This window comes from Bacillus sp. MM2020_4 (assembly GCF_011250555.1).
In the GTDB taxonomy this organism is placed as follows: Bacteria; Bacillota; Bacilli; order Bacillales; family Cytobacillaceae; genus Neobacillus.
This window is the reverse complement of record NZ_JAANMZ010000076.1, coordinates 1-11,575: the sequence shown is the minus strand read 5'-3', so window position 1 is coordinate 11,575 and position 11,575 is coordinate 1. Positions and strand designations below refer to the sequence as shown.

At 41.7% G+C, this 11,575-nt stretch carries 9 protein-coding genes; 8 read left to right on the top strand and 1 reads right to left on the bottom strand.

Features of this window, described 5'->3' with window-relative positions; translation table 11 throughout:
* Positions 1 to 161 precede the first annotated feature (161 nt).
* Positions 162 to 2,096 (bottom strand): SEC-C metal-binding domain-containing protein, encoded by a 1,935-nt coding sequence (locus G6554_RS24585; RefSeq protein WP_166246727.1) that lies wholly within the window; start codon positions 2,094 to 2,096, stop codon positions 162 to 164.
* A gap of 332 nt (positions 2,097 to 2,428) precedes the next feature.
* Here G6554_RS24585 and prfB point away from each other — a divergent pair.
* The 8 genes from prfB to G6554_RS24545 all read left to right on the top strand — a co-directional run bounded on the left by prfB (position 2,429) and on the right by G6554_RS24545 (position 11,444).
* Positions 2,429 to 3,530, top strand: a protein-coding gene (gene prfB / locus G6554_RS24580) for a peptide chain release factor 2 (protein WP_166246726.1) whose coding sequence is annotated in 2 segments (ribosomal slippage) — positions 2,429 to 2,500 and positions 2,502 to 3,530 — 1,101 coding nt in all. Because the reading frame shifts where the segments join, the coding sequence is not laid out codon by codon here.
* A gap of 213 nt (positions 3,531 to 3,743) precedes the next feature.
* A complete protein-coding gene (locus G6554_RS24575; RefSeq protein ID WP_166246725.1) occupies positions 3,744 to 4,610 on the top strand; it encodes a YitT family protein in 867 nt (288 codons plus the stop codon).
* Positions 4,611 to 4,662: 52 nt separating this feature from the next.
* Positions 4,663 to 5,016, top strand: coding sequence for a cytochrome c551 (cccB, locus tag G6554_RS24570; RefSeq protein ID WP_166246724.1), 354 nt, complete (start codon positions 4,663 to 4,665; stop codon positions 5,014 to 5,016).
* 309 nt (positions 5,017 to 5,325) lie between these two features.
* The gene (ftsE, locus tag G6554_RS24565) at positions 5,326 to 6,012 is read left to right on the top strand and encodes a cell division ATP-binding protein FtsE (RefSeq protein WP_166246723.1); all 687 of its coding nucleotides are present in this window, start codon (positions 5,326 to 5,328) and stop codon (positions 6,010 to 6,012) included.
* Positions 6,002 to 6,895: a permease-like cell division protein FtsX gene (gene ftsX / locus G6554_RS24560; RefSeq protein WP_166246722.1), complete on the top strand. Its 894-nt coding sequence runs from the start codon at positions 6,002 to 6,004 to the stop codon at positions 6,893 to 6,895. Before ftsE ends, ftsX begins: the two co-directional genes overlap by 11 nt.
* A 120-nt stretch (positions 6,896 to 7,015) precedes the next feature.
* On the top strand, positions 7,016 to 8,290 hold the full coding sequence (locus G6554_RS24555) for a murein hydrolase activator EnvC family protein (RefSeq protein WP_166246721.1): 1,275 nt from the start codon (positions 7,016 to 7,018) through the stop codon (positions 8,288 to 8,290).
* Between the two features lie 154 nt (positions 8,291 to 8,444).
* Positions 8,445 to 9,905: a S41 family peptidase gene (locus G6554_RS24550; protein ID WP_166246720.1), complete on the top strand. Its 1,461-nt coding sequence runs from the start codon at positions 8,445 to 8,447 to the stop codon at positions 9,903 to 9,905.
* Positions 9,906 to 10,250: 345 nt separating this feature from the next.
* The gene (locus G6554_RS24545) at positions 10,251 to 11,444 is read left to right on the top strand and encodes a PDZ domain-containing protein (RefSeq protein WP_166246719.1); all 1,194 of its coding nucleotides are present in this window, start codon (positions 10,251 to 10,253) and stop codon (positions 11,442 to 11,444) included.
* Positions 11,445 to 11,575 lie beyond the last annotated feature (131 nt).

Genomic DNA, 11,575 nt, shown 5'->3' with positions numbered 1-11,575 from the left:
ATAGAGGCAAAATAGTCCCTTTGAAAAAGAAAGACGACTTAAAATTCAAATTTATGAATTTTAAAGTCGTCTTTTTTGTGTTGGGCTTTAGAAATTCTTGAAAAACCGAAGGTTTTTCAGTGCCCTCGAGACACACCGCTCGTTTTTATTACGATTTTTATTTATTTCCCCTTCAACCACGCCTGCAATCCGTCAATCTTCCCCCACAACTGCAAATGCATATCCGCATAAACAATCGCTTCGTTTTCATCGCCAAATCCATAAAACTCAGGTGGATAGGCGGGAAGCCGTTTTTTACCGGTTAAATAGCCAATCACGTGCTTGTTTTCTTTCTTTGCTGCCTTTAAAAACATTTCGGCCTCTTTCGTAAAGCCGTTTTCATGCAGTTCGAGTAAAAGTTTGTTATATAAGCCTTGCGCCGAAGACTCTTCGTATTGTTGTAGTAGATTGCCAGCCTTTTTGAAATCACCCGAATCTATATAAGCTACAAACAACGAATAGCGCACCCCTTGATTATCCATGGGATTTAACTCGAGGAGTTCTTCGTATTGTTTTATCGCTTCATTCCTTTTTCCTAAAAGGGAAAGTGCCTCGGCGTAATGCAGTTTTGCCCGCATGAATGGTCTTGTTTCGAGTAAGCCCCAGAAATAGCCCTTGTTTTCCTTGAAAAAGGCTGTACCGAGTTCTCTTTCACCGGCGAGAATTCCCTTTTCATACAGTAAAATGGCTTCTTCCAGGCTTTTTGTTTTTTCAGCGAGAATGACATAGGCATCGACACAATTGGGGTTAAGCTGTAAGGCTTCCTCCGCTAATTTATACCGCTTTTTCCCATCGGTTTGATAGGCATCATAGATTAGGTTTCGTGCCCGTTCCTCGTCCCGTCTGGAAGCCTTTCGCACGGTCTTTTTATGAACAGGATTTCCATTGGTTAATGGCTGGACAAATGCCCCTGCTCCATCAGAATTTCCTTCTTTTAGTGAACTCCGGCTCGTAGGGAACTGAATGACGGGTGCTTTTTCCATTGGTGGTTTGTCGAAAGGCTGTTCATCGCCATACACAAGACCCACTAGTTCAGCGATTTCCTCCGCTAATTCGGATTCCAGCTCTGAAACAACGGAGGAAATACTCCCGGCAGAAACGCCGTATTCCTTCGCTAATTCCTTTTGTGTAACCATTTCTTCTATTGGTGCAATCATTGTTAGTAAATAATGCAGGGCCGCGACATAAATATTCGGGTTTTGGATCCGTTTTTGCCTTTTTTGACAAAAGTTAAGCCAAAGAATAATCCCTGTGTCGATGATTGGAGGCGGAAGAACCATTTCCAGCTTCTCCTTGAATTGGTCTGCGACCTGTTTGTAAATAGGGGCAGGCCAATCCAATTCATCCACTTCCAGCAGGCCGCCAATCATCGGGAGCTCACTTAAGACCTCCATGAAAAAATCTGTCAAATACTCCTGTGGGGAATCGTAATCGCTGTTAAGACTTCTTTCTTTAATATAGGAAAAGGCCTGCTCAGGCTTAAGATCCGGTAAATCAAATGGTGATGGGAAAAAGACGTAATTTTGCTCGTAAGGGAGCAGAATGCCAATAAAGAAATCCCCTTCCCCAATCGTGATGGGCAGATTGGTAACAATGGTCTCCATTTGTTCCAATGTAAAGCCATCTTCAATCTTCATCTTGTTGTTTTCAACACTAAGCACCTTTCCGGCAATCGTTCTGGCGTGCGTCCATGTTTGTAAAATGTGCTTCAGTTTCGGCCGCTTAATTTTTCCGCCCTCAACTGCGATAAATTGTTCAATGATGGTCCTTCCATCCTCTAACCCTTCAAAAAGGGAAAACCAAATGGCGTGAATCAGCTCATAAAATTCTCGTTCTTGCTCATTTTCGATGTCCATCACCGATTCAAGAATTTCAAAATCCTCTTGGATTTCATGGCCATAGTGGTAATAGGCAAAATGAAGAAGCTGCTTTTGCAGTTCATCGATTTCGTTTTCAATAATCTGGGTGATCGATACTGCTTCATTCACTCCGCAGCACTTTTTATACTTTTTTCCACTTCCACACGGACAGCGATCATTCCGGTTTATATGCTCCATCTCCCTCACTCCTTTGTCTTTCTATGTTTTATCCTCATAATTTAATGTGAAAAGGTTTTTTTCATTATGTATTTAGGGCTGACATTAAGAGGGTTATTTTTCCACTCTATACTAACTTAATAGTACCATTTTTGACAGAATGAAATATATAAATACTAAGGAAGTTTAGTGGATTCTCTTGTGAAATGTAGGATTGTTTATGCTAGTAAATTTAGTTGCAGGTTTTTAGACTATTGTCAAACTTTGAATTTTACCCCGTTATCAAGCTATAATGAAAAAGGACTGACCAAAACGAAACGGACTTGATTTTAATTTTTATAGAGGTGAAGGAAATGGAATTAGCAGAAATTCGTAACGAACTTGAAAAAACAGCTAAGACACTAGCGGACTTTAGGGGGTCTCTTTGACCTTGAAAATAAGGAAGCCCGCATTGCTGAACTAGATGATTCGATGCTTCAGCCTGATTTTTGGAACGATCAAGAGAAAGCACAGCTGGTTATTAGTGAGGCAAATGGCTTAAAGGATCAGGTAAATGAGTTTACTGAATTAAGTGACTCGTATGAAAACCTGGAAGTAACCTATGAGCTTGTGAAGGAAGAAAATGATGAAGAACTTCGAGCGGAGCTGGAGGAAGAACTTCAGCAGTTAACAGAACGCCTAAGTCAATTTGAACTGCAGCTGCTCTTAAGTGAGGAGTATGATAAAAATAATGCGATTTTAGAGCTTCATCCCGGTGCCGGCGGAACGGAATCTCAAGACTGGGGCTCGATGCTGCTGCGGATGTATACCCGCTGGGCGGAGAAAAAAGGCTTTAAGGTAGAGACGCTTGATTACCTTCCAGGTGATGAAGCGGGGATTAAAAGTGTGACGCTTGCCATTAAAGGGCACAATGCGTACGGTTATTTAAAGGCGGAAAAAGGGGTTCACCGCTTGGTAAGGATTTCGCCGTTTGATTCTTCAGGCCGCCGTCATACATCGTTTGTTTCTTGTGAAGTGATGCCTGAACTGAATGACGACATTCAAATAGAAATTCGGTCAGAGGATTTAAAAATTGATACCTATCGTGCCACTGGTGCTGGCGGACAACATATTAACACCACCGATTCGGCCATTCGGATTACCCACTTGCCAACGAATGTGGTTGTCACATGCCAAGCAGAACGTTCGCAAATTAAAAACCGCGAGGCAGCGTTGAAAATGTTAAAAGCCAAACTGTATCAACTTGAAATTGAGCGTAAAGAACAAGAACTACTTGAAATCCGCGGCGAGCAAAAGGAAATTGGCTGGGGCAGTCAGATTCGTTCCTACGTCTTCCATCCCTATTCAATGGTAAAGGATCACCGGACATCTACGGAAAGCGGAAATGTTCAGGCAGTGATGGACGGGGATTTAGATCAGTTTATTAATGCATATTTGCGTTCAAGAATTTCATAATAACGATTCACCAGCCTTTGTCGACTAGTTCGGTAAAGGCTTTACTTATGGCCCCTCATGAAAACCACGATAAAAGCAAATGCTACATATAAATTTAGCCCTTCATCGCGTCAGTTTGCTGTTATTTACACGGCATTTTTCCCATGCTATACTCACTTTCGGTTATGATTAAAAACGTATAAGCAAAAGGATTTTTTAGAGGAGAATATCGGTATGAATATCTTGAGCAATCTGACACAAAGCTATCCAAAAACGAGGGTGGCCATTGATTACATTTTTATTCTGATTGGTTCTGCCATTATCGCGCTTTCGTTCAATGTTTTTTTACTGCCTAACCAAGTCGCTTCTGGAGGCGTAAGTGGGATTAGTACCATTCTAAAAACGATTCTAGGGTGGGAACCGGCATATGTTCAATGGGCGTTTAATATTCCACTGTTTATTGCCGGCGTCATTTTCTTAGGAAAACAATTTGGGGTCAAAACGCTTGTAGGCACCATTATTCTACCTTTTGTCGTATTTCTGACAAATAATTTGGAGCCATGGACACATGACGCCTTGCTAGGTGCCTTGTTCGGTGGAATTGGTGTGGGATTAGGTCTCGGAATTGTTTTTCGAGGAAAAGCATCTACGGGTGGTACAGACCTTGCGGCCCAAATCATAAATAAATACACGGGCTTTACCCTTGGTCGATGTGTCGTCATGATAGACGGGTTAATCGTCCTCACGGCTGCCATTGTTTTCGATATTGAGAAGGGTTTGTATGCGTTAATCGCCCTTTACGTAACAAGTAAAACAATAGATTTAGTCCAAGTTGGTTTTGGCAGATCAAAAATGGCGATGATCATTACCAATAAACAAGAAGAAGTTCGCACAGGAATTTTGAATAAAATTGACCGTGGTGTGACAAAACTATCTGCATATGGTGGTTTTACAGACCATGAACGACCAGTTCTGATGTGTGTGGTTGACCAAACGGAGTTCACAAAATTGAAACAATTGGTCAAAACCCTTGATCCAACAGCGTTTGTCATTGTAATGGATGCGGCAGAGGTACTTGGTGAGGGTTTCAAACACGCATAACCACTGGTATAATAAAACACTGATGGTATTTATTTCTGAAAGGGGACTAGTTATGAAGAAAAAGCTACTAACATTGTTGCTAGGGACTTCCCTAGTAATGGGTCTTGCTGCATGTGGGGGCGGCGATGACGACACATCGAAAGATAAGGATAATGGTGGAACCGATACCACTGAAACGGCCTCAGCGGGCGATGCACAAAAGATTTACGATCAAAAGTGCTCAAGCTGCCATGGTGGAGATCTTAAGGGTGCAATGGGTCCAGACTTAACCAAGGTTGGTTCTAGATACTCAAAAGATGAAATTTTAGATATTCTTAAAAATGGGAAATCCGGCGGTATGCCTGCGAACGTAGTTACTGGCGATGATGCTGACAAAGTGGCCGATTGGCTTGCAGCTAAAAAATAAACAATGAATCCAAAATGATCTGCTATTTAGTGGCAGATCGTTTTTTTATGGAGAAAATAGGTCAAATTGGAGATTAACGGGGTTTTCAGATGAAATATGTAGTGATATTGGATGTTCCTGTCAACATTTGTAATTCGTTGAAAAGAAACTGTAATAATTTTACCGCTTTTTTTAGCGAATTATGATGTTATAATAGGTTTATGCGAAATTATGCACATATTGTTTGTTATTTTGGTCTATTTTGCAAATATAAGAGGATTATTGTCGAATATTGAGATTCGAAATAACTTTAACTATAGGTGGTAAAATATGATAGAACTACAAGAAGTATATAAAAAGTATCCGAATGGCGTTACGGCCATTAATGGAATAGACGTCCGGATTAACCAGGGAGAATTTGTATATGTTGTTGGCCCAAGCGGTGCGGGGAAATCAACGTTCATTAAAATGATGTACCGTGAAGAGGTACCTTCCTCCGGGACGATCTCGATGAATGGGGTTAATCTTGCTAAATTAAAAATGAAGAAAGTACCAATCTTTAGAAGAAATCTTGGGGTTGTTTTCCAGGACTTTAAGCTCCTGCCATCCTTAACCGTCTATGAAAATGTAGCTTTTGCTCTTGAGGTTATTGAAGCACAGCCAAAGTACATTAAGAAGCGTGTGATGGAAGTATTAGATTTAGTTAACCTGAAGCATAAGGCAAGAATGCTACCAACAGAACTTTCCGGCGGAGAACAGCAGCGTGTATCGATTGCCCGTTCTATCGTAAACTCGCCAAAAGTGGTGATTGCCGATGAGCCGACAGGAAACCTTGACCCTGAAACATCGTGGGAAATCATGAACATATTTGAAGAAATTAATACAAGGGGAACCACGATCGTGATGGCAACCCATAATAGGGAGATTGTCAATACAATAAAGCATCGCGTTATCGCTATTGAAGGCGGAAAGATCGTTCGCGATGAACAAAGAGGTGATTACGGTTATGAAAATTAGGACAATTGGCCGTCACGCCCGTGAAAGTTTAAAAAATATTGCCAGAAATGGCTGGATGACGTTTGCATCCGTCAGTGCTGTTACCGTTACCTTAATATTAGTCGGCGTCTTTTTCGTTATTATGATGAATTTAAACAGAGTGGCACAAACCATTGAAGAGGACGTGCAGATTCGTGTTCACATCGATGTTGCTGCGAATCAAGAAGAACAGCAATCGTTAAAAAGTGAGATTGAAAAGATTTCTGAGGTAAAAAGTGTCAAATTTTCTCCCAAAAAGAAAGAACTAGATAATTTAGTAGATAGTCTTGGCGAGGATGGTAAGGCATTTAAACTTTTTGAACAAGATAATCCGCTTAACGATGTATTTATCGTAAAAACGAAAAAACCGACAGACACGATGGCTGTCTCAAAGAAGCTAGAAAAGCTTAATTACGTGGCAAAAGTAAAATACGGTCAAGGTAAAGTTGAAAAATTATTTAAGTTTATTAATGCAAGTCGTAATGTGGGTGTGGTTCTGATCATTGGCTTGTTCTTTACGGCTATTTTCTTAATCTCGAATACAATAAAAATTACGATAATTGCGAGACGAAGAGAAATTAAGATTATGAGATTAGTAGGTGCAACGAATACCTTTATACGCTGGCCGTTCTTCTTAGAAGGTTTATGGCTCGGCATTCTGGGGTCGATTTTGCCAATTATCCTTATTTCAATTGCCTATTATCGTGCATATGATTACATTGGTCCTAGGCTTGAAGGTACCTTTATCAAGGTGCTTCCATTTGAACCATTTGTTTATCAAGTCTCAGGCATTTTGATTTTAATGGGCGCTATCATTGGTGTTTGGGGCAGTGTTATGTCCGTACGAAAGTTCTTAAAGGTTTAAATATAATCAGGGAGGGCTCTGCATTAAGTAGTCCTTCCTGAATTTTTAGTTTACAAGATAACACTCGATTTACTAGAAAAAGAGATGTACCTGTACATAGGGAGAGGGGAACCACTGGAAATGAGAAAAAAGGTTATGATGCTCACTATTGCGGCATCCATTGGAATGGGGACAGCTTTTGGTGGACTTTCGATTAAAACAGAAGCCGCGTCCATCTCCAAACTAAAGGGAGATCAAAGTAAAATTCAAGAAAAACGCTCCGATGTAAAATCTGGATTAAATGAGGCAAACGAAAAGATTAATTCAATCAAAGGCCAGCAAGAAGATGTAAAGAATGACATGAAACGAATTGATTTTGCTATTGGTGATACGACGACCAAAATGAATGAGAAATCGGCTAAGATAGAAGAAACAAAAGCCGAGATTGTGAAGCTCCAGGAAGAAACGAAGATTATCATGGAGCGGATTGAAAAGCGAAACGTGCTGTTGAAGGACCGTGCCCGCAGCTATCAGGAAACAGGCGGAATGGTCAGTTACATTGATGTGTTAATGGGTTCAACAAGCTTTAGTGATTTCATTGACAGGGCGAACGCTGTCGCAACCATTATGCAAGCGGATCAGGATATCTTAAAACAGCATGAAGCCGACAAGAAGCAGCTTGAATTGAATCAAGAACAAGTCAAAAACGACCTTGCGGGGCTTGAAAAGATGCTAGCAGACTTAGAAGCTATGAAGCAGCATTTGGCTGTACAAAAGGCAGAAAAAGATAAACTATTAACAAACTTAAATGAGCAAGAGCAAGAAGCACATGAATATGTAATGGATATGCAGGAACAGGAGCAAATCCTTGCAGCGCAAGAGAATGCGATTCAAATGTCGATTAAGCTAGAGCAGGAACGCCAGGCTAAAGCAGCGGCTGCAGCTGCTGCTGCGGCGGCTAAGGCTCAAGGAAATGCTTCAAGCGGCGGTGGAGGGGCTGTAGCAACTACACCACCTGTTTCAGGCGGAAGTTTTACAAGACCGACCTCAGGTGTCATTACCTCAGGATTTGGTGGCCGCGACGGGGCATTCCACTATGGAGTTGATATCGCCAAAGCTGGTACGGTACCAATAGTTGCAGCAGCAGATGGAGTCGTATATGTTTCCCATTACTCGAATAGTTATGGAAATGTAATCTATATTTTGCACAATATTAATGGTAAAACCTATACAACCGTGTATGCCCATATGCAAACAAGATTGGTTGGGGAAGGCACAACCGTGAGCAAAGGGCAGCAGATTGGTATCATGGGGAATACAGGTGATTCCCATGGCCAGCACTTGCATTTTGAACTCTATCAAGGACGATGGGCCTATCATTCAGCCATCAGTCCGATGGGAATTGTACCACTATAAAAAATATTTGGGAGAAGCTGTTGCTTCTCTTTTTTTATACCTTTGTTTCAATCATAACTCGTCCACTCCACACATATAAGTTAATATGCGGGCAGGAATTTGGAGCCTTTTTATAAAATTTATATGACAGGTATTTAACATAAGGAGGATTCGGATGAATCGAAAATGGATTGCCCTGTTGATGACGGGTTCGCTGCTTACAGGCGCGGGGGGCACCTATGCTGGATTGAAATTCCTTGACCGGACGGAAATGGCAGTTCCTAAAGTTGAAGAGAAGGCGGCCCCTAAAGAAGAAGCAATAAATTCCGAGGCAAATACAGAAGATCTGGAAAAAGTAGAGCAGGCCTACGATATGATCCGAAGCAGCTATGTTGAGAAAGTAGACCGGGAGCAGTTGGTGGAAGGGGCGATTCAAGGGATGCTCGCCGTTCTGAAAGACCCCTATTCCGTTTATATGGACAAAGAAACGGCCAAGCAATTCACGCAAACATTGGAATCATCGTTTGAAGGCATCGGTGCTGAGGTCGGTATGGTAGATGGGAAAATTGTGATTGTTTCCCCTTTTAAAGATTCTCCTGCAGAAAAGGCTGGCATCAAACCGAATGATCAAATTTTAAAAGTGGATGGTAAGAGTGTGGAAGGGCTCGACCTGAATAAGGCGACGCTGAAAATTCGTGGAAAAAAGGGTACGACCGTAAATTTGGAAATTGCCAGAAAGGGTTTAAAGGATTCCTTATCCATTGATGTGAAGCGGGATGAGATTCCACTTGAGACCGTTCATGCTTCCGTCAAGAAAAAAGATGGTAAAAAGGTTGGTTATATTGAGATTACCTCTTTTTCAGCAGATACAGCGGCTGATTTTAAAAAGGATTTAAAGGCGCTGGAAAATGACGATATCAAAGGATTGATTCTTGATGTTCGTGGCAATCCCGGCGGATTTTTAGATAGTGTCGGTGAGATTTTAAAAGAATTCGTCCCTAAAGATAAGCCATATGTACAGATTGAAGAGCGTAACGGCCAGAAAAGGCGGTACTTCTCTACCATTTCGGAGAAAAAGGATTATCCTGTCCTTGTCCTTGTCGACAAAGGCAGTGCTTCCGCCTCAGAAATTTTGGCAGGATCCTTGAAAGAGGCTACTGGATATAAACTAGTGGGTGAAACAACGTTTGGCAAAGGAACCGTACAACAACCAATGCCAATGGGTGACGGCAGCAATATCAAGCTCACCTTGGCAAAATGGTTAACCCCTGATGGAAATTGGATTCATAAAAAAGGAATCAAGCCGGATGTGGTAGTTAAACAACCAGCCCTCTTTGCCGCTCATCCGATTCAGATTAAGAAGCCACTTGCTCTGGATATGAATAATGAGCAGATTAAAAATGCACAAGAGATTTTAGCCGGCTTAGGATATGCGCCTGGACGAACAGATGGATACTTTAGTGATCAAACCAAAGTGGCCGTGAAGGGCTTCCAGCAGCAAAATGACCTGGAGCCAACTGGGAAAATTGATACCCAAACCGCTGCCAAGCTCGAAGAAGCCGTCGTGAAAGAAGTAAAAAAAGAGAAAAACGATTTGCAACTGCAAATGGCATTGAAGTTGATCACAAAGAAATGACAAAGCAGAGACTGCGGTCTCTGTTTTTTTGATTTTAGTAAAATAGGCGGTTTGGCGGGATTAGTGTCTAGTTTGGCGGAATTATTGGGAATTTCCGCGGAAATAGTTGCTTAGTTAGCGGGAATATGCCGAGATTTCGCGGAATTTCAACAAATGTTGGCGGAATTCCCTCCTAATGGCATCGTCAAAACATGCACCGGGTCACGAAAATCGCAAAAGGTTACGACATTTTTATTTTTTCTAGAAACTAGCAATATGTTTTACAGTGTTAATTTGGTAAAATAATCTTTAAGGGACTTTTACATAATAGATTACTAGAATACAAATAGAGGCAGGTGGCAGGAAATGGTGCAAATATGGCTTGTAGAGCTACTTAAAGGGACAGGCAAGTTATTTCTTCATCCTGTTTTATACTATCTTCTTTTCCTCTCGGCGCTGTTAGGTGTGCTCCGAGTGAAACGGGAGCGGAAGCATTTCCATATTCGAGCGCATGATGCCTATTTTGAACTGCGGCAATTGTTTCCACTGGGACTGCTCATCGGATTTATCCTTTCAATTGTTGTGGTTGCAGCAGGGATCACCGTACCATTTGCTATTATCCTTCTAATAGCAGGATTTACGCTGTTGTGGTCATTAACGACTAATATACGTTTAATGTCACCGGCCTACACGGTTGGTGCTGCCTTTTTCGCGGTTATTTTAATGGCAGAAAATAATTGGTCGATTCCTCCATTTTCAAAGGCATTTCAGTCTATAAGTGAGAAGGTGTATCCTTCGGTTGTTGTGGTTTTGGGTTTATTGTTACTAGCTGAAGGCATCCTTATTTTAAAAAATGGGGCTAAAGGGTCATCGCCTAAAATCACTAAAAGTAAACGTGGTCAAAGTGTTGGTGCGCATGAAGTAAAACGTTTTTGGATGCTGCCCATATTTTTACTAATCCCCGGGAATGTGCTACAGTTTCCATTTGAATGGTGGCCGGTCTTTCATATAGGGGCGGGCAAGTATTCACTAATTCTTGTTCCCATTGCGATAGGATTTCACCAGCGGGTTAAAGGGATGCTCCCGGCAGAGGCCATCCAACTGCACGGCCTTAGGGTAATCGTACTTGGTGTGTTCATCACACTCATTTCGGCTGCAGGTTATTGGTACCCACTCGTTTCTATCGTAGCCGTAGCATTAGCTGTTATCGGACGTGAATTAGTGGCATTGCTGGCATATATGAAGGATGAAAATCTGCCGCCCTATTTTTCGAAAAAAAACCACGGTGTCATGATTATTGGTGTCATTCCTGAATCACCCGCAAGTAAAATGGGGCTTCAGGTGGGAGAAATAATTGGAAAAGCCAATGGTGTATTGGTGCGGGATGAAAATACCTTCTACGAGGCACTGCAAAAAAACCGGGCACACTGCAAATTGGAGGTCTTCGATACCAAAGGAGAGATCCGCTTCGTCCAACGCGCCCTCTACGAAGGCGACCACCACGAACTTGGCATCCTCTTTGTTCAAGACGGACGAAAATATGACGAAAAGGGTGCCTGACACCCTTTCTATGATTACCACTTAGCCTATAATGGCTAAGTGTTTTTTTTATTTCCTTAGGGGAATTATTCCTTTCACCACATGAAAGGTTAAATGGTTGACAGTGAGGGGGAATTGTAATATTATTATCT

What these genes read in the sequence shown, in the direction of transcription:
- G6554_RS24585 (WP_166246727.1), bottom strand. Translation starts at nt 2,096, where the DNA reads ATGGAGCATATAAACCGGAATGATCGCTGTCCGTGTGGAAGTGGAAAA.
- G6554_RS24575 (WP_166246725.1), top strand. Translation starts at nt 3,744, where the DNA reads ATGAATATCTTGAGCAATCTGACACAAAGCTATCCAAAAACGAGGGTG.
- cccB (WP_166246724.1), top strand. Translation starts at nt 4,663, where the DNA reads ATGAAGAAAAAGCTACTAACATTGTTGCTAGGGACTTCCCTAGTAATG.
- ftsE (WP_166246723.1), top strand. Translation starts at nt 5,326, where the DNA reads ATGATAGAACTACAAGAAGTATATAAAAAGTATCCGAATGGCGTTACG.
- ftsX (WP_166246722.1), top strand. Translation starts at nt 6,002, where the DNA reads ATGAAAATTAGGACAATTGGCCGTCACGCCCGTGAAAGTTTAAAAAAT.
- G6554_RS24555 (WP_166246721.1), top strand. Translation starts at nt 7,016, where the DNA reads ATGAGAAAAAAGGTTATGATGCTCACTATTGCGGCATCCATTGGAATG.
- G6554_RS24550 (WP_166246720.1), top strand. Translation starts at nt 8,445, where the DNA reads ATGAATCGAAAATGGATTGCCCTGTTGATGACGGGTTCGCTGCTTACA.
- G6554_RS24545 (WP_166246719.1), top strand. Translation starts at nt 10,251, where the DNA reads ATGGTGCAAATATGGCTTGTAGAGCTACTTAAAGGGACAGGCAAGTTA.